General features: G+C 59.5%; 26 protein-coding genes and 1 tRNA gene. 15 read left to right on the forward strand and 12 right to left on the reverse strand.

Annotation, left to right across the window (positions count from 1 at the left end; all coding sequences use genetic code 11):
• Positions 1-563: 563 nt before the first annotated feature.
• A complete protein-coding gene (locus tag AACY49_RS14250) occupies positions 564-1,004 on the reverse strand; it encodes a hypothetical protein (protein WP_339524555.1) in 441 nt (146 codons plus the stop codon).
• On the opposite strand from AACY49_RS14250, the gene trmL reads away from it, so the two are divergent.
• The gene (trmL, locus tag AACY49_RS14255; protein WP_258697989.1) at positions 1,003-1,458 is read left to right on the forward strand and encodes a tRNA (uridine(34)/cytosine(34)/5-carboxymethylaminomethyluridine(34)-2'-O)-methyltransferase TrmL; all 456 of its coding nucleotides are present in this window, start codon (positions 1,003-1,005) and stop codon (positions 1,456-1,458) included. The genes AACY49_RS14250 and trmL overlap by 2 nt on opposite strands.
• Before the next feature lie 166 nt (positions 1,459-1,624).
• On the opposite strand, the gene secB is transcribed toward trmL, so the two are convergent.
• The 3 genes from secB to AACY49_RS14270 are packed head-to-tail and all read right to left on the reverse strand — an operon-like array spanning position 1,625 to position 2,837.
• The gene (gene secB, locus AACY49_RS14260; protein ID WP_007897410.1) at positions 1,625-2,110 is read right to left on the reverse strand and encodes a protein-export chaperone SecB; all 486 of its coding nucleotides are present in this window, start codon (positions 2,108-2,110) and stop codon (positions 1,625-1,627) included.
• Positions 2,111-2,167: 57 nt separating this feature from the next.
• The gene (gene grxC / locus AACY49_RS14265; RefSeq protein WP_007939440.1) at positions 2,168-2,422 is read right to left on the reverse strand and encodes a glutaredoxin 3; all 255 of its coding nucleotides are present in this window, start codon (positions 2,420-2,422) and stop codon (positions 2,168-2,170) included.
• 1 nt (position 2,423) lies between these two features.
• Complete coding sequence (locus tag AACY49_RS14270) at positions 2,424-2,837, reverse strand: rhodanese-like domain-containing protein (RefSeq protein ID WP_223488518.1); 414 nt, start codon at positions 2,835-2,837, stop codon at positions 2,424-2,426.
• Positions 2,838-2,991: 154 nt separating this feature from the next.
• Between AACY49_RS14270 and gpmI the strand changes: the two genes are divergently transcribed.
• The 5 genes from gpmI (at position 2,992) to AACY49_RS14295 (ending at position 9,575) form a co-directional block, all read left to right on the forward strand.
• Entirely contained in the window at positions 2,992-4,521 is a 1,530-nt protein-coding gene (gene gpmI / locus AACY49_RS14275; protein ID WP_339524562.1) for a 2,3-bisphosphoglycerate-independent phosphoglycerate mutase, read from the forward strand.
• Between the two features lie 268 nt (positions 4,522-4,789).
• Positions 4,790-6,082: a murein hydrolase activator EnvC family protein gene (locus AACY49_RS14280; protein WP_339524564.1), complete on the forward strand. Its 1,293-nt coding sequence runs from the start codon at positions 4,790-4,792 to the stop codon at positions 6,080-6,082.
• A 31-nt stretch (positions 6,083-6,113) separates the two neighbouring features.
• Positions 6,114-7,433, forward strand: a complete 1,320-nt coding sequence (locus tag AACY49_RS14285; protein ID WP_258700804.1) for a S41 family peptidase — start codon at positions 6,114-6,116, stop codon at positions 7,431-7,433.
• A gap of 1 nt (position 7,434) precedes the next feature.
• Entirely contained in the window at positions 7,435-8,232 is a 798-nt protein-coding gene (locus tag AACY49_RS14290) for a divergent polysaccharide deacetylase family protein (RefSeq protein ID WP_258697992.1), read from the forward strand.
• A gap of 104 nt (positions 8,233-8,336) precedes the next feature.
• Positions 8,337-9,575 (forward strand): trypsin-like serine peptidase, encoded by a 1,239-nt coding sequence (locus tag AACY49_RS14295; RefSeq protein ID WP_339524567.1) that lies wholly within the window; start codon positions 8,337-8,339, stop codon positions 9,573-9,575.
• A 3-nt stretch (positions 9,576-9,578) separates the two neighbouring features.
• Here the strand turns inward: AACY49_RS14295 and AACY49_RS14300 are convergent, their stop codons facing one another.
• From AACY49_RS14300 to AACY49_RS14330, 7 genes are all read right to left on the reverse strand, one after another.
• Positions 9,579-10,334: a substrate-binding periplasmic protein gene (locus AACY49_RS14300; RefSeq protein ID WP_320392533.1), complete on the reverse strand. Its 756-nt coding sequence runs from the start codon at positions 10,332-10,334 to the stop codon at positions 9,579-9,581.
• 73 nt (positions 10,335-10,407) lie between these two features.
• On the reverse strand, positions 10,408-11,178 hold the full coding sequence (gene hisF / locus AACY49_RS14305; protein ID WP_018929212.1) for an imidazole glycerol phosphate synthase subunit HisF: 771 nt from the start codon (positions 11,176-11,178) through the stop codon (positions 10,408-10,410).
• Between the two features lie 9 nt (positions 11,179-11,187).
• The gene (hisA, locus tag AACY49_RS14310) at positions 11,188-11,925 is read right to left on the reverse strand and encodes a 1-(5-phosphoribosyl)-5-[(5-phosphoribosylamino)methylideneamino]imidazole-4-carboxamide isomerase (RefSeq protein ID WP_223488524.1); all 738 of its coding nucleotides are present in this window, start codon (positions 11,923-11,925) and stop codon (positions 11,188-11,190) included.
• Between the two features lie 42 nt (positions 11,926-11,967).
• The gene (locus AACY49_RS14315; protein ID WP_223488525.1) at positions 11,968-12,228 is read right to left on the reverse strand and encodes a DUF2164 domain-containing protein; all 261 of its coding nucleotides are present in this window, start codon (positions 12,226-12,228) and stop codon (positions 11,968-11,970) included.
• Positions 12,229-12,867, reverse strand: a complete 639-nt coding sequence (gene hisH / locus AACY49_RS14320) for an imidazole glycerol phosphate synthase subunit HisH (protein ID WP_258697995.1) — start codon at positions 12,865-12,867, stop codon at positions 12,229-12,231.
• Positions 12,867-13,460 carry an imidazoleglycerol-phosphate dehydratase HisB gene (hisB, locus tag AACY49_RS14325; protein ID WP_339524574.1) on the reverse strand — a complete coding sequence of 198 codons (594 nt, stop codon included), beginning with the start codon at positions 13,458-13,460 and terminating at the stop codon, positions 12,867-12,869. Before hisB ends, hisH begins: the two co-directional genes overlap by 1 nt.
• A 273-nt stretch (positions 13,461-13,733) precedes the next feature.
• A complete protein-coding gene (locus AACY49_RS14330; protein ID WP_339524575.1) occupies positions 13,734-15,395 on the reverse strand; it encodes an OFA family MFS transporter in 1,662 nt (553 codons plus the stop codon).
• A gap of 255 nt (positions 15,396-15,650) precedes the next feature.
• On the opposite strand from AACY49_RS14330, the gene AACY49_RS14335 reads away from it, so the two are divergent.
• The 5 genes from AACY49_RS14335 (at position 15,651) to AACY49_RS14355 (ending at position 19,879) form a co-directional block, all read left to right on the forward strand.
• Positions 15,651-16,055, forward strand: coding sequence for a PanM family protein (locus tag AACY49_RS14335; RefSeq protein WP_258697997.1), 405 nt, complete (start codon positions 15,651-15,653; stop codon positions 16,053-16,055).
• A 77-nt stretch (positions 16,056-16,132) separates the two neighbouring features.
• Positions 16,133-18,367, forward strand: coding sequence for an AsmA family protein (locus AACY49_RS14340; RefSeq protein ID WP_339524576.1), 2,235 nt, complete (start codon positions 16,133-16,135; stop codon positions 18,365-18,367).
• Positions 18,364-19,431, forward strand: a complete 1,068-nt coding sequence (gene mutY, locus AACY49_RS14345) for an A/G-specific adenine glycosylase (protein WP_339524577.1) — start codon at positions 18,364-18,366, stop codon at positions 19,429-19,431. Before AACY49_RS14340 ends, mutY begins: the two co-directional genes overlap by 4 nt.
• Positions 19,428-19,700 (forward strand): oxidative damage protection protein, encoded by a 273-nt coding sequence (locus tag AACY49_RS14350; protein WP_007939458.1) that lies wholly within the window; start codon positions 19,428-19,430, stop codon positions 19,698-19,700. The genes mutY and AACY49_RS14350 overlap by 4 nt, the downstream gene beginning before the upstream one ends.
• Before the next feature lie 103 nt (positions 19,701-19,803).
• Positions 19,804-19,879: transfer RNA gene (locus tag AACY49_RS14355), tRNA-Phe, on the forward strand.
• 83 nt (positions 19,880-19,962) lie between these two features.
• On the opposite strand, the gene AACY49_RS14360 is transcribed toward AACY49_RS14355, so the two are convergent.
• Entirely contained in the window at positions 19,963-20,412 is a 450-nt protein-coding gene (locus AACY49_RS14360; protein WP_258698000.1) for a carboxypeptidase regulatory-like domain-containing protein, read from the reverse strand.
• Between the two features lie 263 nt (positions 20,413-20,675).
• On the opposite strand from AACY49_RS14360, the gene AACY49_RS14365 reads away from it, so the two are divergent.
• The 4 genes from AACY49_RS14365 (at position 20,676) to AACY49_RS14380 (ending at position 23,691) form a co-directional block, all read left to right on the forward strand.
• Positions 20,676-21,734 (forward strand): PDDEXK nuclease domain-containing protein, encoded by a 1,059-nt coding sequence (locus tag AACY49_RS14365; RefSeq protein WP_339524580.1) that lies wholly within the window; start codon positions 20,676-20,678, stop codon positions 21,732-21,734.
• 69 nt (positions 21,735-21,803) lie between these two features.
• Positions 21,804-22,778, forward strand: a complete 975-nt coding sequence (locus AACY49_RS14370) for an alpha/beta hydrolase family protein (protein ID WP_339524582.1) — start codon at positions 21,804-21,806, stop codon at positions 22,776-22,778.
• Between the two features lie 37 nt (positions 22,779-22,815).
• Positions 22,816-23,232 (forward strand): hypothetical protein, encoded by a 417-nt coding sequence (locus tag AACY49_RS14375; protein ID WP_258698003.1) that lies wholly within the window; start codon positions 22,816-22,818, stop codon positions 23,230-23,232.
• A 6-nt stretch (positions 23,233-23,238) separates the two neighbouring features.
• Entirely contained in the window at positions 23,239-23,691 is a 453-nt protein-coding gene (locus AACY49_RS14380; protein WP_320392540.1) for a hypothetical protein, read from the forward strand.
• Positions 23,692-23,725 lie beyond the last annotated feature (34 nt).

Below are 23,725 nucleotides of genomic sequence, written 5' to 3' on the forward strand. Positions count from 1 at the left end.
TGCATTCTTTATCGGCGCTTGGGTGAAAGGAGGAGGGGCGAAATCTCCCACGGATCTGTACTGCGTCAACAGTCAGAATCGGGCTTTGTCCCTCCTCCTCCCTTCAAGTCCTACCATACAAGCGGGCTTGCCCGCGATGCTTTTAAGGGCTGAATGCACCGCCGCAATGCACCATGACCCGCAATCGCGCACGACAACCGATCCAAAATTCGGCCTTCACCTGCAAAAAAAACATATCGCACAAACACCAAAGCCCCGGATCACGGGGCTTTCAGCGCTGCTCGACGGCTTTCTGTTGCAACTTGTTAAAAACTGGCACGCCCCCTGCATTAGTCCAATCAGTGATTCGATTCACTACCCAGTTTCGGGGACCTTGGTACAGGCAGGCCGGGGATTCCCCTCTTTACACCGGGCTCATACCGCAACAGCGACGAGCCCATCCCGTTTTGGGGTCCTTGGTACAGGCAGGCCGGGGATTCCCTCTTTACACCGGGCTCACGACGCAATGCGCGAGCCCTCCCGTTTCGGGAACCTTGGTACAGGCAGGCCGGGGATTCCCTCTTTTATTGCTCTCGGAGATGGATCTCCAGCCGCCAGCGGTCATCGACCTCGCTACCGGCCCACTCGCCCTGCAGTGGCCGGGCCGCCACCACCGTCAGTAACAACCCCCCATCACTCAGCCGCGTTCGCCAGTTCACGTCCTTGCCGTTGAGCTTGAGCTGACCTTTCTGCGCACGACCTTCAGCCTCGAACAACAATGCAACACTGCCGTCGACCAGCTCGCCGTGGGTTTTGGGTTCGTTGTTGAACCACACCACCAGTCCATCGCTCGTCACCTCGACCTGCTGCAAGACGCTGGGGTCGGGGGTGGTCAGGCGACCGATCATCAGGCCCACCATCACCCCGACGATCGCCAATGAAGCCATCACCCGCGGGAATAGTTTCGAACGGGGGTCCGCTTGCGGCGTAGAATGCCCGTCATCTTTACCTTCGGAGCCGTGCATGTTTCACGTCATCCTTTTCCAACCAGAAATTCCGCCGAATACCGGCAACGTTATCAGGCTGTGCGCCAACAGTGGCTGCCACCTGCATTTGATCGAACCGCTGGGCTTCGAGATGGACGACAAGCGCCTGCGCCGGGCCGGCCTCGATTACCATGAGTATGCCACCCTGCAACGCCACGCAGACCTTGCCAGCTGCCTGGAAAGCCTCGGCCATCCTCGGCTGTTCGCCTTTACCACCAAGGGCTCGCGGCCATTTCACGAGGCCAGCTTCGCCGAAGGCGATGCGTTCCTGTTCGGCCCGGAAAGCCGTGGCTTGCCGGCCGAAGTGCTCGAGGCCCTGCCCGGCGAACAGCGTCTGCGCTTGCCGATGCGCGAAGGTTGCCGCAGCCTGAACCTGTCCAACACCGTGGCCATCGCCGTGTACGAAGCCTGGCGTCAGCTCGGGTTCAAGTAATCTCGAGACCTGATCGTTCCCACGCTCTGCGTGGGAATGCAGCCCGTGACGCTCCGCGTCACTGGACGCGGAGCGTCCCTTGAGGCATTCCCACGCAGAGCGTGGGAACGATCACCCAAGAAAAAAGCGCCTGTTACGGCGCTTTTTTCGTTACTGCATCGAACACTTACTGAACAGTTGGAGTCTCGCCCGCAGCCTGCATGCGTTGCAGCTCTTGTGCGTACAGCGCGTCGAAGTTCACCGGGGCCAGCATCAGAGCCGGGAACGAACCGCGGGTGACCAGGCTGTCCAGGGTTTCGCGAGCGTACGGGAACAGGATGTTCGGGCAGAACGCGCCCAGGGTGTGGCTCATCGAAGCGTCATCCAGGTTCTTGATCAGGAAGATCCCGGCCTGTTGCACTTCAGCGATGAACGCCACTTCTTCACCGTTTTTCACGGTAACCGACAGGGTCAGCACGACTTCGTGGAAGTCGCCTTCCAGAGCCTTCTGGCGGGTGTTCAGATCCAGACCGACGCTCGGCTCCCACTGCTGGCGGAAGATCGCCGGGCTTTTCGGGGCCTCGAAGGACAAGTCACGTACGTAGATGCGCTGCAAGGAGAATTGCGGTGCGGTTTCTTCTTCGCTAGCTGCAGTGTTCTGTTGGTCAGTCATCTCAGATCCTTTCTGATCTCGGGTCTTGTAGGGTATGGCTATTTTCAAGTAAGGCAGTCAGGCCTTGAGCATGGCGTCGAGCTTGCCGGCGCGCTCCAGGGCAAACAAATCATCACAGCCGCCAACGTGGGTGCTGCCGATCCAGATCTGCGGCACGGACGTACGCCCGGCCTTCTGAGCCATCGCGGCACGCACCTGCGGCTTGCCATCGACCTTGATCTCTTCGAAGGCTACGCCTTTGTTCTCGAGCAGGTACTTGGCTCGCGAGCAATAAGGGCAGTAATCGCTGGAATAGACGACGACGTTGTTCATGTCACTTCACCAGCGGCAGATTGTCGGCCTTCCAGCTGGAAATACCGCCGGACAGCTTGGCGGCGGTGAAACCGGATTTCATCAGTTCGCGGGCATGAGTGCCGGCAGTCTGGCCCATGGCGTCGACCAGGATAATGGTCTTGGCCTTGTGCTTTTCCAGTTCGCCGACGCGAGCGGTCAGTTTGTCCTGAGGAATGTTCAACGCGCCAACGATGTGACCGGCGGCAAAATCCTTGGTCGGACGAATGTCGACCACCACGCCTGCGTCCTTGTTGACCAGCCCGGTCAGTTCACCGGTGCTCAGGCTGCGGCCGCCGCCTTGCATCTGATAGGCCAATAGCAGGGCCGCCAGTACAACGAAGATACCCACGAGAATGTAGTGGTTGGTGGCGAATTGAATCAGGTGATCAACCATCGAAGGAGGTTCCAGGGCGTTAAAATGTCGGCCAGTATACACAGCCACTATGGTGGGCCAAACCCCGTCCGGCGGTGACGCGGTCGGAACTTCGCTTTAAACTGCAACTCCCTTTTCCATCGCCCTCTTTTTAACTCAGCCACGAGTGGAATCTATGACTACCACGCCTAAACCTTTGGTCCTGATGATTCTCGACGGCTTCGGTCACAGTGACAGCCAGGAATCCAACGCCATCTATGCGGCGAAGAAGCCCGTACTGGACCGCCTGTGGGCCAACGTGCCGAACGGCCTGATCTCGGGCAGCGGCATGGACGTCGGCTTGCCGGACGGCCAGATGGGCAACTCCGAAGTCGGCCACATGAACCTCGGCGCCGGCCGGGTGGTGTATCAGGACTTCACCCGCGTGACCAAAGCGATCCGCGACGGCGAGTTCTTCGAGAACCCGACCATCTGCGCCGCGGTGGATAAAGCTGTCGCTGCCGGCAAAGCCGTGCACTTCATGGGCTTGCTGTCCGATGGCGGCGTTCACAGCCACCAAGACCACCTGATCGCCATGGCTGAACTGGCCTTCAAGCGCGGCGCCGAAAAAATCTACCTGCACGCCTTCCTCGACGGCCGCGATACGCCGCCGAAAAGCGCCCAGTCGTCGATCGAACTGCTGGACGCGACCTTCGAGGCCCTCGGCAAAGGCCGGATCGCCAGCATCATTGGCCGTTACTACGCCATGGACCGCGACAACCGTTGGGATCGTGTGTCCCAGGCCTACAACCTGATTGTCGATGGCGCCAGCGAATTCAACGCCGCCACTGCTCAGGAAGGCCTGCAAGCCGCGTACGAGCGTGGCGAAAGCGACGAATTCGTCAAAGCCACCAGCATCGGTGAGCCAGTCAAGGTCGAAGACGGCGACGCCGTGGTCTTCATGAACTTCCGCGCCGACCGTGCCCGCGAACTGACCCGAGTGTTCGTCGAAGACGATTTCAAGGAATTCGAACGCGCTCGCCAGCCAAAACTGGCCGGCTTCGTCATGCTGACCCAATACGCCGCCAGCATCCCCGCGCCGTCGGCCTTCGCCGCGAGCAGCCTGGACAACGTGCTGGGCGATTACCTGGCGAAAAACGGCAAGACGCAGCTGCGCATCGCCGAAACCGAGAAATACGCCCACGTGACTTTCTTCTTCTCCGGCGGTCGCGAAGAACCGTTCCCGGGCGAAGAACGCATCCTGATCCCGTCGCCGAAAGTCGCCACCTATGACTTGCAGCCCGAGATGAGTGCCCCTGAAGTCACCGACCGCATCGTCGACGCCATTGCAAACCAGCGTTACGACGTGATTGTGGTCAACTACGCCAACGGCGACATGGTCGGCCACAGCGGTGTGTTCGAGGCGGCAGTCAAAGCGGTCGAGTGCCTGGACCTGTGCGTAGGCCGCATCGTCGATGCGCTGGAAAAAGTCGGCGGCGAAGCGTTGATTACCGCCGACCACGGCAATGTAGAGCAGATGTCCGACGCATCGACCGGCCAGGCCCACACCGCCCATACCACCGAGCCGGTGCCGTTTATCTATGTCGGCAAGCGTGACTTGAAGGTTCGCGAAGGCGGCGTGCTGGCCGACGTGGCGCCGACCATGCTGATGTTGTTGGGGCTTGAGAAGCCGGCCGAGATGACGGGCACTTCGATTTTGGTGTAACTCGGTTACCCTGAACACCGAAAAACCCTGTGGGAGCGAGCTTGCTCGCGATAGCAATCTGACAGCCAACATCCATGTTGAATGTCAGGACGCCATCGCGGGCAAGTCGAATCGTCGCACCGCCGCTCCCACAGTGGTTTGTGGTGGTTTCGAAGACTAATTGCCCCTGAACCCCACTCCAGTTATCACACAGCCCCAATTGGGCATTTTTTTTGCTGCGCATGGCGGGCATACTAGGCCGTCCCTTTCCCTGGTGTCGCCCGCCTCTATGCTTCGCGTCCTGATAGCCCTTGCCCTGACTTGCCTGCTCCAACCGGCCTTTGCCGACGAGCGCACGCAAACCCAGCAACAGTTGGACGCCACGCGTCAGGACATTGCCGAGCTGAAAAAACTGCTGGGCAAGCTCCAGGAAGAAAAGTCCGGGGTGCAGAAAGACCTCAAAGGCACCGAAACCGAGATGGGCAAGCTCGAGAAGCAGGTCGAGGCGCTGCAAAAAGAGCTGAAGAAAAGCGAATCCGAGCTGCAGCGACTCGATGGTGAGAAAAAAAAACTCCAGAGCGCGCGCATTGAACAGCAACGACTGATCGCCATCCAGGCCCGCGCGGCCTATCAGAATGGCCGCCAGGAGTACCTGAAACTGCTGCTCAACCAGCAGAACCCGGAAAAATTCGCCCGCACCCTTACCTATTACGACTACCTGAGCCAGGCCCGCCTGGAGCAGCTGAAGAATTTCAACGAAACCCTGCGCCAACTGGCCAATGTCGAAAAAGACATCGGCCTGCAGCAAGCGCAATTGCTGGTGCAGAAAAGCAGCCTCGACAGCCAGCGCGACGAACTCGACAAGGTCCGCAAAGAGCGTCAGCAAGTCCTGGCCAAGCTCAACGACGACGTAAAGGCTCGCGATCAGAAACTGGCGACCCGCGAGCAGGATCAGGCAGACCTGTCTAAAGTCCTTAAAACCATTGAAGAAACCCTGGCCCGTCAGGCCCGAGAGGCAGAAGAAGCGCGGCAAAAAGCGCTGATCGCCCAGCAGGAAGCCGAAAAAAAGCGGTTACGTGAGGCTCAGGCTGAAGCAGATGCCACCGACGCCCCACGCAAACCCGCCAAATCGACACCCGGCGTACTGGTTTCAAGTTCAGGCGAGACCTTTGGCGGCCCCTTCGCTTCCACCCGCGGCAGACTTCCGTGGCCGGTTGATGGTCGACTGCTGGCGCGCTTCGGTGAAACCCGTGGCGACGATGCCCGAACCAAGTGGGATGGCGTGATGATCAGCGCCTCCGCCGGCAGCCAGGTGCATGCCGTGCACGGCGGCCGGGTAGTGTTTGCCGACTGGCTGCGTGGCGCCGGGTTGCTGGTGATTCTCGACCACGGCAACGGTTTTTTGAGCCTTTACGGTCACAACCAGACGCTGCTCAAGTCTGCGGGTGACGTGGTAAAAGCCGGTGAGTCCATCTCCACTGTCGGTAACAGTGGCGGGCAGGACACACCAGCGCTGTATTTCGCTATTCGTCAGCAGGGTCACCCGAGTGATCCAGCGCAATGGTGTCGTGCGCAAGGATAAGTACGCCATCTACTTCAGGAGTTCGTTCGACATGCTGTATTTGTCCCGCCTTACCTCGCTGGCCCTGACGATTGCCCTGGTGATCGGCGCGCCGCTGGCGTTTGCTGCTCAACCGACCCCGGCGGTCGCACCTGCCGGCACCGCCGCGACCACCAAGGCGCCATTGCCGCTGGACGAGTTGCGCACCTTTGCCGAGGTCATGGACCGGATCAAGGCAGCCTATGTAGAGCCGGTGGACGACAAGATCCTGCTGGAAAACGCTATCAAAGGCATGCTCAGCAACCTCGACCCGCACTCCGCCTACCTGGGCCCGGAAGACTTCGCTGAATTGCAGGAAAGCACCAGCGGCGAATTCGGCGGCCTGGGCATCGAAGTCGGCGCCGAAGACGGTTTCATCAAAGTGGTTTCGCCCATCGATGACACCCCGGCCTCCAAGGCTGGCATTCAGGCCGGCGACTTCATCGTCAAGATCAACGGCCAGCCGACTCGCGGCCAGAGCATGACCGAAGCCGTGGACAAGATGCGCGGCAAGATCGGCCAAAAGATTACCCTGACCCTGGTGCGCGACGGCGGCGCGCCGTTCGACGTGACCCTGGTCCGCGCCATCATTCAGGTGAAGAGCGTGAAGAGCCAACTGCTGGAGTCCGGCTACGGCTACATCCGCATCACCCAGTTCCAGGTCAAGACCGGCGAAGAAGTCTCCAAGGCCCTGGCCAAGTTGCGCAAGGACAACGGCAAGAAGCTCAGCGGCATCGTTCTCGACCTGCGTAACAACCCGGGCGGCGTGCTGCAATCGGCAGTGGAAGTGGTCGACCACTTCATCACCAAGGGCCTGATCGTCTACACCAAGGGCCGCATCGCCAACTCCGAACTGCGCTTCTCCGCCACCGGCAAGGACGAAAGCGAAGCCGTGCCAATGGTCGTGCTGATCAACGGTGGCAGCGCCTCGGCCTCGGAAATTGTCGCCGGCGCCCTGCAGGATCAGAAACGCGCGGTCGTCATGGGCACCACCAGTTTCGGCAAAGGCTCGGTCCAGACCGTGTTGCCACTGAACAACGAGCGCGCACTGAAAATCACCACGGCGCTGTACTACACGCCGAATGGCCGCTCGATTCAGGCTCAAGGCATCGTCCCGGACATCGAAGTGCGCAAGGCCAAGATCACCAACGAGCAGGACGGCGAGTACTTCAAGGAAGCCGACCTGCAAGGTCACCTGGGCAATGGCAACGGCGGCGCCGACAAACCGACTGGTTCTGCTGGCAAAGCCAAGGCCATGCCGCAGGATGACGATTACCAGTTGGCCCAGGCCCTGAGCCTACTCAAAGGACTGAGCATTACCCGCGGCCACTGAGATGCGCCTGCGGTTGCTCCTCGGTCTGTTGTGCAGCCTGGCGGGTGTTGCTCACGCGGCACCCTTCACGACAGCGACCACACCTCACAAGGCTTACCTGAGCCTGATCATCGATGACCTGGGGCAGAACCTGCCCCGGGATCGACGCGTACTGGCCCTGCCCGGCCCGGTCACCACGGCCATCATGCCGGATACGCCCCACGCCACCGAATTCGCCCGCGAAGCCCATCGTGCCGGCAAGACCGTCATCCTGCACATGCCCATGGACCCGGCCACCGGGCCGTTCGCCTGGCATCCCGAGTTGCCCATCGAAGAACTCGAAAAGCGCCTGAACGCGGCGTTCCAGGCTGTGCCGTATACCGCGGGCATCAACAACCACATGGGCAGCCGCATGACCGTTCAGCAACCGGCCATGGCCTGGCTGATGGCGGACTTGCAGCGGCGGCACAAGTTCTTTGTCGACAGTCGTACCAGCGCGCAAACCGTGGCAGCTGCCGAGGCGCAGAAAATTGGTCTGGCGAGCGTTTCGCGGGATGTGTTCCTGGATGACGAGCCCACTGAAGCCGCGATCTTCGCTCAGCTACAAACGGCTATCAGCCTGGCGCGCAAGCAGGGCTCGGCGGTGATGATCGGCCACCCTTATCCACAAACCCTGGCGGTGCTTGAGCGTGAATTGCCCAGGCTCAAGGCTCAAGGCATTGACTGGATCGATATCAAACAAATGATCAGCGTGCGCGGCAATCGTGCAACGGCAGCGCACGGCAAGGATGGCCAGTACCGCCTCCCGCTCGCCCGGTAATTCCTCGTAGCCCACTCCCTTTCGCGATAACTATTTATACCTGCCGGTACGCCGACCCGTGCCACGATAGCGCTCACCCTGAATTTCATCACCAAGGAATGGATATGAAATACCTCAGCTTCTTTTGCTTCGCAGGCCTGATTGGCCTGCTGGCTATTTCCACAGTGCAGGCCCGCGACCTGGGCGAAGGCGCCGTCAACGACTCCCCTTCAAGAGCCCTGCAAAACAGTGAGCATCTTTATGAAATCTGGAGCGGTGTGGGACGACTCAGTCTCCAATCGGGCGAGACCTGCAGCGCCGTTCTACTGAATACGCGAAACAGGCAAGGCCGAGCCACTGGCCCTGCTTACCTGCTCACCAGCGGGCATTGCGTGTTCTTTCAGTACGGTTCGGCGCGGACCAATCTGCCTTTGAACGCCAGCGTCACCTTCCACTACTTTCATGACATGCCACAGCGTAAGCGCCGATACGCCATCCGCACTGCCCGATGGAGCAGCCTGGTCGGAACCGATCTTGCAGTACTGGAGGTCGACGCAACATTGGCGTCGCTGATACAGGCCGGGGTCAACCCGCTCAAGCTGGCGTCCCATCAAACCAACGAAAGTCATGATGCGCTTAACATTAGCGCGCCGAACGGCTTTACCGAACAAGGGCTTCGATTGAGCGCCTGCGCTGAACAAACCGCCGGAACGTTCATCGATCATCCCGGGGTGTTCCCTTTGGCCATGAAAAACAGCTGCGACCTTCACGCTGGCAGCTCCGGTAGCCCGATGCTGAACCGCCGCACCAATGAAATCACCGGCATCGTCAGTAAAATCGCGGTCTCGCGCAATACACCAGCGCCGCCCGACTGTGAGCACTCGACGTCTTGCAAGGCCGCCCGTTTCAACTACAGCTACTCAGCCAACTTTCTGCACAAGTGCTTTATAGACGGTGTATTCACCAGCAATGGATCGGACTGTTCGTTGGAGCCAGTCGAGCTGACTGTCACAGAGCCCTGGAAGCTCAAGTCATACGTTCATAGAACGCAAAACGCGGATGGACAAATCGTATTGCCTACGTGGGACTTCAGGTTCTCCCTCGAGGCGCCCTTCTATCGCTACAAAACGGTCCATAACACCAGGGACTGCAAGGTTCCAAACAATTACAGTACCGCCATCAGCACTGAAGGTGCTTACATCAATACTGAAATCGGACCACAAAGCGGCGCACATGCGCTCTGTATTATCGGTGTCGCCTCAGGGGAACAGCCCCTGACAAGGGCGGCATTGAATAACGTATTTACAAGTGCCGTGTACTTGAGCGCGACGCCGGACGCTACGCGTCAGACAACATTGAGGTAATTGCTACAAATAGCGCCCCATGATGTCGTCAACGACGCCTTCCTTGCGCAGTTGATCCAGCGCGGCTTGCAACTTGGCGACGGTTTCATCCGAAACGTCTTTATTCAACGCCAGGTACAACTCGGCGCTATTAAAGCGCAACACGGTCTTGAGCCCGTTCACGCCTTCCTGACGCGCCAGATAGCGACCTGCCGGGTCACCGGTGGCCCACAGGTCGATCTGGCCGTTAACCAGTTTTTTTGCGTTGTCCTGATCTCGCAGCACTACAATCGGTTTCAGCCCTTGCTTGGCCAGTGTCTCGGCAATTGCGTCGCCCTTGTAGGCACCAATCTTGTATTTGCGCGCCTGCGACAGCGACTCGAGGGTGATCTTGCTATCGGCCCTGGCCAGCATGATCCAGTCGTCTGGACCGATCGGACCGACCCACTTGAAGAGTTTCTCGCGGTCCGGCAACCGCGCCATCACGAACACGCCATAACCGGGGTTTTCCAGGGCGAGTTTGTAGATTCGCTCCCAAGGGAAGCGCAGCGTCAGGCTGTAAGTGATGTCGGCGCGCTTGAACATCTCGCGGACGATGTCCGCGGCAATGCCGTTGATGTTCTCGTCCTGAGCGAAGTTCTTGCCGTTTTTCGCCATGTTGTACGGCGGAAAATTTTCCGTCAGCAACACCAGGTCGGTGGCGGGACTTTCTTCGGCGCGGGCTCCATTGATGAGCAACAGAGAAGCGCTGGCGAGGACAAGAAGAAGACGTTTAAGCATGTCGGGCTACCGGAATCCGTGGCGTGCTCAAGAGTGCCTTGAGCACGCCATACTGTCCACTGGCCCGTACTGTTTAACGCATCACGATGCCGCGATGAGCCATGTAAGCCTTGGCTTCCTGCACGGTGTATTCGCCGAAGTGGAAAATACTCGCCGCCAGCACCGCGCTGGCGTGGCCTTCGAGAATGCCGTCGGCCAAGTGCTGCAAGTTGCCGACACCGCCGGAAGCAATCACCGGAATCCCCAGCGCATCACTGATGGCGCGGGTGACGCCCAGGTCGAAGCCGTTTTTCATGCCGTCCTGGTCCATGCTGGTCAGCAGGATTTCACCGGCACCGAGGCCTTCCATCTTCTTTGCCCATTCAACAGCGTCGAGACCGGTAGGCTTGCGACCGCCATGGGTGAAGATTTCCCAGCGCGGTGGTTCGCCCGGACCAGAGACCTTCTTCGCGTCGATGGCGACGACGATGCACTGCGAGCCAAAATGCTGAGCCGCTTCGCCGACGAATTCCGGATTGAACACCGCAGCGGTGTTGATCGAGACCTTGTCCGCACCGGCATTGAGCAAGTTGCGAATATCCTGCACGGTACGCACGCCACCGCCCACGGTCAGCGGAATGAACACCTGGCTGGCCATGCGTTCGACGGTATGCAGCGTGGTGTCGCGGCCGTCGACGCTGGCGGTGATGTCGAGAAAGGTAATTTCGTCGGCACCCTGCTCGTCGTAACGACGGGCGATTTCCACCGGGTCGCCGGCGTCGCGAATGTTCTCGAACTTGACGCCCTTGACCACCCGGCCGTTATCCACGTCCAGGCAAGGGATGATGCGTTTGGCCAGCGCCATTGTCAGTCCTCAGCCTTTGTACGAATCGCAGAAAGCTTGCGCTTGCGCAACATCGAGGGTGCCTTCGTAAATCGCCCGCCCGGTGATCGCGCCGATGATGCCTGGCGCCTTGGCGTCGAGCAGCGACTTGATGTCACCCAGATTGTGGATACCGCCGGAAGCGATCACCGGGATCTTCGTCGCAGCGGCCAGGGCGGCGGTGTACGAAACGTTGCAGCCCTGCATCATGCCGTCTTTGGCGATGTCGGTATAAACGATCGCGGACACGCCGTCAGCTTCGAATTGCCTGGCCAGGTCGATCACCTGAACGGTGCTGATTTCAGCCCAGCCGTCGGTGGCGACAAAACCGTCTTTGGCGTCCAGACCGACAATAACCTTGCCCGGAAACGCACGGCAGGCTTCAGCCACGAAGGCCGGATCTTTCACGGCTTTGGTGCCGATGATCACGTAGCTCACGCCCGCTTTTACGTAGTGTTCAATGGTTTCCAGCGAGCGGATACCGCCGCCGATCTGAATCGGCAGGTTCGGGTAGCGTTTGGCGATGGCGGTGACCACTTCGCCGTTGACCGGCTGGCCTTCGAAGGCACCGTTCAGGTCGACCAGATGCAGACGGCGGCAACCGCCCTCCACCCACTTGGCAGCCATGCTCACCGGGTCATCGGAGAACACCGTGGAATCTTCCATGCGGCCCTGGCGCAGACGAACACAGGCACCGTCTTTGAGATCGATAGCGGGAATAATCAGCATCTGGCAAACCTTCAAATTCGAGTGTTCAGCTTCGCTCGGAAATCAGTTTTTCTCGAGCGCCCACAAGTCGCTTTCGATGCTTTCGAACCTCTCTTTGAGGTGCGTCTGCACATCGAAAATCGCCCTGTTGTAATAATGCGGAGCAATTTCGCGGGTAAACAGCTCAAGGATTTCAGCCGCTTCGAACGAACCCAGGTCCAGTTCGAAGCGGTCTTCCATGAAGCGTTTGATCTTGTGATTGGCCTCGCTCTCCTGTTCGGGAGTGAGGGTCAGGATCGGCGGCTTGCCCTTCTTGACGGCCATTTACCAGCGACCATCCCACGCGGCGAAGTTCTGCAGCAATTGCAGGCCATGGGTGTGGCTCTTCTCCGGGTGGAACTGCACGGCGAAACGCGAACCGTCGGCCAGCGCGGCGGCGAAATCGACCCCGTAGTGACCACTACCCACCACCTGCCGCGCATTGCCGGCAGCGATGTAGTAGCTGTGCACGAAGTAGAAACGCGCCAGGTCCGGAATGTTGTGCCACAGCGGGTGAGCCACCGTCTGCTTCACTTCGTTCCAGCCCATGTGCGGCACTTTCAGGTGCTCGCCGTCTTCGTGCAGATCCTTGCCAAAGAACTTCACCTGGCCTGGAAACAGGCCGATGCAATCGACGCCGTCGTTTTCTTCGCTGCTGTCGAGCAAGGCTTGCATGCCCACGCAAATGCCGAGGAACGGACGGTCCTGGCTGACTTCACGCACCAGCGAGTCGAAGCCCAGGCGACGGATCTCCGCCATGCAATCGCGAATCGCGCCGACGCCGGGGAATACCACCCGGTCGGCTTCGCGAATCACATCGGCATCGCTGGTGATCAGCACCTTGCCGGCACCGACGTGCTCGAGGGCCTTGGCCACCGAGTGCAGGTTGCCCATGCCGTAATCGATAACCGCGACCGTCTGCATTACAGAACGCCTTTGGTCGACGGCATCTGACCGGCCATGCGGTCATCCAGCTCTACCGCCATGCGCAGTGCGCGGCCGAAAGCCTTGAACACGGTTTCGATCTGGTGGTGAGTGTTGGTGCCGCGCAGGTTGTCGATATGCAGGCTGACGAGCGCGTGGTTGACGAAGCCCTGGAAGAATTCCTGGAACAGGTCAACGTCGAAACCGCCGACGGTGGCGCGGGTATACGGAACATGCATCTGCAGGCCAGGACGGCCGGAGAAGTCAATCACCACACGCGACAGCGCTTCATCGAGCGGCACGTAGGCGTGGCCGTAGCGACGGATGCCTTTCTTGTCGCCGATCGCTTTGGTGAAGGCTTGACCCAGGGTGATACCGACGTCTTCCACCGTGTGGTGGTCGTCGATATGCAGGTCGCCCTTGCTGACAATATCCAGGTCGATCAGCCCGTGACGGGCGATCTGGTCCAGCATGTGCTCAAGAAAAGGTACGCCGATATCAAATCGGGCCTTTCCGGTGCCATCCAGGTTGATCGAGGCTTTGATCTGGGTTTCCAGAGTGTCGCGCTCGACAGACGCCATACGTTCGGCCATCACCAGCTCCGCAAAATCATTGGGGCGAAAAAGGCAGCCATTATAGGGGCGCGGGCGCTAAACAGAAACATGAGAGGTGATATCACTGACGGAGTGAACCCCTGCTGTTGGGGATATACATGTCAGTACAAGCGTGCGAATCAAATTCTGCGGTCGCGGAAAACAAATGTGGGAGCGAGCCTGCTCGCGATAGGGCCATCACATTCAACATCTATGTTGACTGTCAGACCGCTATCGCGAGCAGGCTCGCTCCCACAGGGATGATGCGTTTACTTAATGAAACAGGACCGCTGTTTTCTGCAGGGTCACCCAAACACCCCACGCCAACGGAATACCCACCACCAGCCATGCCGCCACTGCCAAAGGCTTGGTGCCTGCATCCGCTTTCCACTCCAGCACGGTGCTGGCGTCAGCACCTTTGTCGTGGCCCAGCGCCTGTTCGGCAGCCAGTTCAGCGTCGGTCATGAAGTACTTGTCGGCCACCGGACGCACCAGCAGGTTGCAGATGAAACCCAGCACCAGCAGGCCCGCGAGGATGTACAAGGTGATGTCGTAAGCCGCTGCGCGTTCAACGCCGATGCTCAGCTGATATTCACGCAGGTAGTTCACCAACACCGGCCCCAACACACCCGCCGCCGCCCAAGCGGTCAGCAGACGACCGTGGATCGCGCCGACCATTTGCGTACCGAACAGGTCCGCCAGATAAGCCGGCACCGTCGCAAAACCACCGCCGTACATCGACAGGATGATGCAGAACGCCGCCACGAACAGCGCAACGCTGCCCAAGTGACCGAGGTTCGGAATCAGCGCGTACAAGGCGAAACCCAGGGCGAAGAACACAAAGTAGGTGTTTTTGCGGCCCAGGTAGTCCGAGAACGAAGCCCAGAAGAACCGGCCACCGATGTTGAACAGGCTCAGCAAACCGGTGAAGCCGGCAGCGATTGCAGCGATCGAAGCCAGTTGCGAAGCGTCCAACTGACCGAACTTCAGGTCGTTGCCGAGCAGTTTACCGGCGAACACTTCCTGCAACAGCGGCGAAGCCATGCCGAGGATGCCGATACCTGCCGAAACGTTCAGGCACAGCACCAGCCACACCAGACGGAATTGCGGGGTCTTCCACGCCACATTCACATGGACGTGACGGTGAGTGATCATCGCGTTCGAGGCTTTTTTCGCCGGCGCCGTCCAGCCTTCAGGCTTCCAGCCGGTTGGCGGGACGCGGTAGGACAGCGCGCCACCGATCATGAACACGAAGTAGATCGCGGCCATCACCAGGAAGCTCTGCCATACGCCCACGCTGGTTGGCGAAGCGAAGTGGCCCATCAGGGCTGCAGCCAGCGGAGCACCGACCATCGCGCCGCCACCGAAACCCATGATTGCCATGCCGGTTGCCATGCCGCGCTTGTCCGGGAACCACTTGATCAGGGTCGAGACCGGCGAGATGTAACCCAGGCCCAGGCCGATACCGCCAATGACCCCGGAGCCGATCCACATCAGCCAGATCTGGTGGGTATAAACCCCCAGCGCTGAAATCAACAGACCGCCACACCAGCACAGAGCCGATACAACACCGGCCTTGCGAGGACCTGCGTGCTCCAGCCAGCCGCCCCAGATCGCTGCCGAACAGCCGAGGAAGATGAAGAACAGAGTGTAGATCCAGCCGAGCATCGAGATCGGCCAGTCGCATTGAGACGAAAAGACCTGAGCGATAAAGCTCATGTCCGGCGCGCAAGTCACGGCTTTGGTGACGCCCAGGGCTTTGGACAACGGCAGCCAGAACACCGAAAATCCGTAGGCCATGCCGATGCACAGGTGGATGGCCAGAGCGGCCGGTGGAACCAGCCAACGGTTAAAACCGGGCTTGGCGATGATGCGTTCCTTGGACAGGAACGCGGGCTGGCCGGCAAAGCCGTCCGCCGTGATGCTCGTAGTCATGGTGTATCCCCCAATTTTTAGTATGGTTCGCCAGCCGCTCTTCGCCCCCAGCCTTTATGCACGCAGGCATGACTGTTTTTTAGGTGAAGCTCCATTTTGGTGCGACATCACGTCGCAGTAAGGACGGACGAACGGGCAGAGGTTACCATTTGCACGTGACAGAAAAACCAAAGTGATATCACCTTTTTGTAAGTCGTCTGTTCTCGTACAACTGCAACAATTTGTTTTCACGCGATTACTTTCAAGGGAGGCACCATGCCGATCATTGTCGAGCTGCTGAACCAGGCCACTTATCAGGATCAGCAAGATCTTCAGAAGATCTACCGCGACGCCCCGGACTGGCTGTTCGCGCCCTTCACAGGGGATACCGAGCTGATCGAAAGCTGCCTGCGGGACGGTTCGCTGATCGCCGGACGCTTCAACGATCGGTTGCTGGGCGCGGCACGTTTGCAACGGCACCACGACGTCTGGCATTTGTCCCAATTATGCGTACGAAAAATCACCCGTCGTCGTGGTGTTGCCGAGCGCCTGGTGAACGAAGCGCAAAAAATGGCGTCGCAATCGGGCGCGACGTTGCACCTGCTGGCGCCCGCCGGGCACCTGGAAGCCCAAGCGCTGGCGGCTAAGCTGAACGTGCCGCTGGATGTGCTCCCAACGTGATCGCTGACCGGTCAGCCACTTCGGAGCGCTATACTCCCCGGCTAAATTTCGAATTCGACTAATACAAGGACTCGCCCATGAAAGCGTTCGGCAAAATCCTGGGTCTGGTACTTCTCGGGCTGTTGCTGATCATTGTGGCGCTGGGCTTTGCCCTGACCCACCTCTTCGATCCCAACGACTATAAAGACGAGATTCGCCAGATTGCCCGCGACAAGGCCCACATCGAGCTGACGCTCAATGGCGATATCGGCTGGAGCCTGTTTCCGTGGCTGGGCCTGGAATTGCACGAAGCCAGTGTGGCGACCCTCGCCAAGCCCACCGAACCGTTCGCAGACTTGCAGATGCTCGGCCTGTCGGTTCGCGTGATTCCGCTGCTGCGCCGTGAAGTGCAGATGAGCGATGTACGCGTCGAAGGCCTTAACCTGCGCCTGAACCGTGACAAGGACGGCCACGGTAACTGGGAAGACATCGGCAAGGTTCCGGCACCTGCCACTGCGACGACCTCAGCCACGCCAGGCGCCACTACCGGCGAACCTGCGCCAACGACTACCGCACAGGCAGAAAAGCCGGCTCAGCCGATCCGCCTGGACATCGACAGCCTGACCGTCAACAACGCCCGCGTTGAATACAGTGACGAGAAAACCGGCAAGCAGTTCAGCGCCGAAAGTATCCAGCTGAGTACTGGCCCGGTACATGACTCGACCAACATCCCGATCAAACTCACCGCGTTTCTGGGCACCAACCAACCGGTTCTGCGGGTGCGGACCGAACTGGCCGGCGAGTTGCGTTTCGAGCGTGCGCTGCAGCGCTACAAATTCGAAGACATGAAACTCTCCGGTGAAGTCTCCGGCGATCCGCTGCAGGGCAAAACCATGACCTTCGCCGCTCAAGGTCAGCTGCTGCTGGACAAGGCTGCCAACGTCGCCGAATGGACCGGCATCAAGATCTCCGCCAACCAGCTGCGCGCCTTGGGTGAACTGAAGGCCAACGACCTCGACAAGATTCCACAAATCAGCGGTGGCCTGTCGATTGCCCAATTCGATCTGGCGAAATTCGTCGACAGCATCGGCCAGAAACTCCCGGCGATGGCCGAGGGCAGCCTGAGCAAAGTCGAGCTGTCCAGCCATATCGCTGCCACGCCGACCAGTTTGTCGCTCGATAACATCAACCTGAAACTCGACGACAGCAACTTCAGCGGCCGTATCGCGGTTGAAGACTTTTCCAAGCAATCGCTGCGGGCAAACCTCAAGGCTGACACCTTCAATGTCGACCGTTACCTGCCGCCAAAATCCGCCGAAGCCAACAGCGCGACGCAGGTGCGCAAGGCCGAAGTGGCCAGCACCGAGGCCGATGCCCTGGCCGGCGCCGGCAGCACACCGCTGCCGCCATCACCGACCAAAGGCCCGTGGAGCACCGAACGCCTGTTGCCGGTTGAGCGCCTGAGCAAACTCGACGTGGACGTCGACCTGACCTTCGGCCAACTGACCCTCGACAAATTGCCGATTCAGAACGCAGTGCTGAAGGCTACTGGCCAGGACGGCCTGCTGACCCTGAAGAACCTGCGCGGCGATCTGTACGACGGCAACTTCGAAGCCAAGGGCACCCTGGACGTGCGCCAGCCAGTGCCGGCACTGAACATGCAGACACGCATCAGCAAAGTACCCTTGGAAAAAATCCTCGAAAGTCAGGGGAAAAATCCACCGGTCAAAGGCCTGGTTACGCTCGACAGCGCCCTGACAGGCAGCGGCAATAGCCAGAGCGCGCTGGTCGACAGCCTCAACGGCAACGCCAGTTTCGTCATCAGTAACGGCGTGTTGCTCAATGCCAACCTCGAACAGCAACTGTGCAAGGGTATCGCCACCCTGAATCGCAAAACCCTCAGCGGCGAACCGCGGGGCAAGGACACACCGTTCGAGGAGCTCAAGGGCAACCTGACGTTCCGCAACGGCGTGGCCAGCAACCCGGACCTGAAAGTGCGCATCCCGGGCATGACCGTCAACGGCAACGGCGACATCGACCTGCGGGTGCTGGGCATGGATTACCGCGTCGGCATCATCGTCGAAGGCGACAAGAGCGATATGCCGGACCCGGCCTGCCAGGTCGGCGAGCGCTACGTCGGCATCGAGTGGCCGCTGCGCTGCCGTGGCCCGCTGGAACTGGGCGCCAAGGCTTGCCGCCTCGACAACGAACGCATGGGACAAGTCGCCAGCAAACTGGCCGGCGAGCGGATCAGCGAAAAAATCGACGAGAAGCTTGGCGATAAAGTCAGCCCGGAACTGAAAAACGCGCTCAAGGGGCTGTTCAAGCGATGAGAGCCGAGCAGTTTTCAACGGCGGTGCTGGATTGGTACGACCGCCACGGTCGCCATGACTTACCGTGGCAACAGGGCATCACTCCCTACCGGGTGTGGGTCTCGGAAATCATGTTGCAGCAGACCCAGGTCAGCACTGTGCTGAACTACTTCGACCGCTTCATGGCCTCGCTGCCAACCGTCGAAGCCTTGGCCGCCGCGCCGGAAGACGAAGTGCTGCACTTGTGGACCGGCCTCGGTTACTACACCCGCGCGCGCAATTTGCAGAAGACCGCGAAGATTGTCGTCGCTGAATATGGCGGCGAGTTTCCCCGTGATGTGGAAAAGCTCACTGACCTGCCGGGTATTGGCCTGTCCACGGCCGGCGCGATTGCCAGCCTGAGCATGGGCATCCGCGCACCGATCCTCGACGGCAACGTCAAACGGGTGCTGGCGCGCTTTACCGCACAAGAGGGTTATCCGGGTGAGCCCAAGGTTGCCAAACAGCTGTGGGCCAACGCTGAGCGCTTTACGCCGTACGATCGGGTCAACGCCTACACCCAGGCGATGATGGACCTGGGCGCCACGCTCTGCACCCGCAGCAAACCTAGCTGCCTGCTTTGTCCGCTGGAAAAGGGATGCGAGGCGCACATGCTTGGCCTGGAAACCCGCTACCCGATCCCCAAGCCGCGCAAAGCCGTGCCACAGAAGCGCACGCTGATGCCGATGCTCGCCAATGGCGAAGGCGCGATTCTGCTTTACCGTCGCCCTTCCACGGGCCTGTGGGGCGGTCTCTGGAGCCTGCCGGAACTCGATGACCTCGACGACCTGCAACACCTGGCTTCGCAGCACTCGCTGGAACTGGGCAGCCAACAGGCGTTGCCGAGCCTGGTGCATACCTTCAGCCACTTTCAGTTATCCATCGAACCCTGGCTGGTCCAGGTCCAGGAGGCCGGCCATCACGTGGCCGAGGCCGACTGGCTCTGGTATAACCTCGCCACCCCGCCGCGCCTGGGCCTTGCCGCCCCGGTCAAAACCTTGCTCGAACGCGCGGCCGCCGTATTGAACGCAGGAGAGTCGTCATGACCCGCACCATCATGTGTCGCAAGTACAAAGAAGAATTGCCCGCCCTGGAGCGCGCTCCATTTCCGGGAGCAAAAGGTCAGGACATTTTTGACCACGTTTCGGCCAAGGCCTGGGCCGACTGGCAAAAACACCAGACCCTGCTGATCAACGAAAAACGCCTGAACATGATGAACGCCGAAGACCGCAAATATCTTCAGGGCGAGATGGACAAGTTCTTTTCCGGCGAGGAATACGCCAAGGCCGAAGGCTACGTTCCACCTGCTCAATAATTGATCAAAAACCGGGGTCGGCGCGTAAGCGACGGTAATAATTAAATATTTTTTGAAAACTTGCTTGACGACCCCCTGAAAAACCCGTTTAATGCGCCCCGTTGCCCAGATAGCTCAGTCGGTAGAGCAGGGGATTGAAAATCCCCGTGTCGGCGGTTCGATTCCGTCTCTGGGCACCAAATACCGAAACCCTGAATCGTAAGATTCAGGGTTTTTTTATGCCTGCGATTTGATCAGACATCGCGCAAGCCACCTCTCCTGACTAGTTTTCGCCGCCCCAGTGGAAAACCAGGTTGCGAGCAGCACCACTGCCTACATCCGTTGTATCACGCCGCACCTCACCCTTGTGCGTGGCGACGACAGTGTACTTGCCGGCAGGCAGCTGAACGTATAACAACGGCCCAGCCCCACTCAGTGTCAGCACTGTTTGCCCTGCGGCTTTCTGGATGACCACTTCCACATCCGGGATGTATTCATCCTGAGGCCCGGTGGAGAAGGTCATGTGCAGGTTGTAACCCTTGGTTTGCTGAATGGCTTTAGCCTCGTCCTCTCCGATCCCACCGGATACGTAGGCAATCCCGTTTTGCTGTTGCTGCTGGACTTGCACGGCTGAGCTGTCGATCGGTTCAAGACTGGCGGCGTTAAGCACGGCTGGAAACATCAGTACGCCGACAGCGGCGATGGGCAGCATGAATGAATGGACGTACTTCATGGTGGCGACTCCCGGGTTGCACAGAACCCAATCGTTACTCCTTTTAGATTTGTTGCTGAATGCTCAAGTTTTAGATCGATTCGAACTTGGGCTCACTGCGAATCGGACTACACGATGTACTCCTCAAGCATGGGCAGCGGTCGGCCCGGTCCTGCAAGATGAATCCGATATTTCCTTCCGGTTTACCAGCTGCGCCCGGCATCGCCGACTAATGCTCTCTTGCCATCCTCTTGCACCTGTTTCCTTCAGCCGCGGAAGATGTCATGAACCCTCTCAAACCCGATAACACCCAAGATCCACAAATAACTTCACTGCTCGGCAATCTTGGCGAATTGATCCGTGAGGCACGTCAGAAGGTGCTGCGGGCGGTCGATACCGTTCAGGTGCAAACCTGCTGGCAGATCGGACGGCATATTGTGGAGTTCGAGCAGGAAGGTGCTCGTCGGGCAGCTTATGGCAAGCAGCTGCTATCGACGCCGGCCAAAGTCCTTACTTCCGAGTTTGGAAAAGGTTTTGATGAACGCAACCTGCGATACATGCGGGACTTTTATCAGACCTTTCCAATTTGGAACGCAGTGCGTTCCGAATTGAGCTGGACCCACTACCGCAGACTGCTGCGAGTCGACAACGAAAACGCTCGTCACTGGTACATGAACGAATCAGCTATTCAGAACTGGTCAAGCCGCGCCCTTGAGCGTCAGATCAACACCCTCTACTACGAACGCCTGCTGGCGAGCCGCGACCGGGCTGCCGTCAAGCAGGAAGCCGCCACCAACATCCAGCAAATGAACGCCAACCCTCGGGATTTCATCCGGGACCCCGTGCTACTGGAGTTTCTCGGCCTGCCCAATGCAGGCCTGGTTCAGGAAAGCGAACTCGAACAAGCGCTGATTGATCAGCTTCAGGGCTTCCTGCTCGAACTGGGCAAAGGCTTCGCCTTCATCGCTCGCCAGCAACGCATCAGTACCGAGAGCAAAGACTTCTACATCGATCTGGTGTTCTACAACTACCTGCTCAAATGCTTCGTCATCTTCGACCTCAAGCGCGGCGTACTGACCCACCAGGATGTCGGCCAGATGGACATGTACGTGCGCATGTACGACGACCTCAAGCGCGGACCGGAGGATGGCCCCACCGTCGGCCTCATTCTCTGCGCGCAAAAAGATGAATCGGTGGTGCGCTATTCAGTGCTGCAAGGCAACGAACAACTGTTCGCCAGTACCTACAGACTGGTGCTGCCGAGCGAGGAGGAACTTCGCACAGAGCTGGATCGGGAATGGGCGGTGCTTGAGGAGCGGTTACTCAAGCAGAGGCCTCGATAAGCACGGGTGGATTGTTCATGAACGGCGTGAAGACTATGGTGGTTGGCTAGTCGCAAAGGTTCAAAGCCGATGAATTTGCAGGACATGCCCTCACTGGCCCCGACTCAACTCGAGTTGCCGTTACCCACCCGCACACCCGGTGAATCTTTCAAGGAGCCCGCCGCCGACGGCTTCCTCCTCGGCGGCTTCACCTGGCGGCATGTCCATCAAGACCCAACCCGTGCGGTGGTGATCATCAACGCCGCTACCTCAGTCCGCTGCCGGCATTACTCGCGCTTCGCCGATTACCTGTTCGCCAACGGCTTCGACGTGATCACTTATGACTACCGCGGCATCGGCGAGTCGCGCCCCGCATCGCTGAAAGGGCTTGAAGCCTCATGGTCCGACTGGGGTGCGCTGGATTTCGAGGCGATGCTGCAAAGGGCGCAACGCGAGTTTGCGGAACAACCCATCAATGTTGTCGGCCACAGCTTCGGCGGTTGCGCGGCCGGGCTGGGAGCCTCTGGGCATGTGATCCGACGCCTGGTGACGGTGGGCGCGCAGTTCGCTTACTGGCGAGACTATGCCCCCGCCCATCGTTGGCGGATGTTCGCCAAGTGGCACGTGGCGATGCCGTTGATGACCATGATTTACGGCTACTTCCCCGGCAAACGTCTGGGCTGGCTCGAAGACACGCCAGCGGGTGTCGTCCGCGACTGGAGCATGCCCGCCGCCCGATATGAGAAACGCCCCAGCGGTCGCGTCATCCACGCCAAAAGCGGCCAGCTGCCGTTCGGGAATGTCACTGCACAAACCCTGGCCATCAGCCTCAGCGACGATCCCTACGGCACGATTGCGGCCATCGAACGCCTGCTCGACTACTTCACCGGCAGTACAAACACCCACCTGCGAATCGCCCCCGCAGACATCGGCGAAGAAGAAGTCGGACATTTCGCCTTTTTTCGCAGCGCATACCAAGCCACACTATGGCCCATTGCATTGTCCTGGCTGCAAACCGGCGATCTGGCCCCCGATACTCCCGGGCGGCGAGTGCCACGCAGTTGATTGATGCGCCCTCCCAACGAATTACGGAACGACGCCCATGGCCTCCGCCAACAAGCAGAACAAACGCGCCTCCCGCGCCAAAGCCAAGGCCAAGCAGAACCGCACTCAGCGGGCCGCCGCGCCGGTCGAGCTGGACCCGAACGACGATCGCATCGACTTCGAATCGGTGGACCTGACCGAGCTGTTCAAAAAAATGATCGACGCCGAAAAAACCAGCCAGCAAGCGATGTGCGCAACCTTCCTCGAAGACCCGCTGCTGGAACTGGTGTACGAGCAGGAAGGCGAAGAAGGCGCGATGGACTTCATCCTCGCGGCACTGATCGAATACCGCCAATGGTCCACCGAGACCGACGAAGCCGGCGCCCTGGCGTGGATCGAATCCCCGGCCTTCCAGGCTGATTACGTGGCGGCGTCCGACGCCATCGCGGCCCAAACCCAACAGAAAACCAACTGAGCTCCCATGGCATCCCTGAACAAGCAACAGAAACGCGCCAAACGCGCAAAGGCCAAAGCCAAGCAAATCAATATCCACGGCAGAAAACCCGCCGCACTGGACGATGATCTGGGCGAACCCGGCGAGCCGATCCCGGAATACACCCTGGCGATGTTCAGCAAAATGCGGGACGCCGAGGCCACCAGCCGCAACGATATGCTGTTGACCCTGCTGTCGAACCTCGCCGGGATCATCAGCGACCATCCAGAACTGCTGGACATGGAAAACGCCGACAACGAAGCCATGGCCGCCACGCACCTGGCCGCCGACATGCTGATCGACTACCGCATGTGGGCCGATGGCATGGACCGCGACGCCGCCCAGGCCTGGCTGACCGATCCGCAATTCATCACCGACTTTGGCGATGCGCTGGACAGCTATCGTCAGTCGCTGGATGCGCAGGAAGAAAAGGGCGAGTAAACACCCCCTTCAGAAACAAAAACGGCCGCTTGTC

This window comes from Pseudomonas sp. EL_65y_Pfl2_R96 (assembly GCF_963970905.1).
GTDB lineage: Bacteria > Pseudomonadota > Gammaproteobacteria > Pseudomonadales > Pseudomonadaceae > Aquipseudomonas.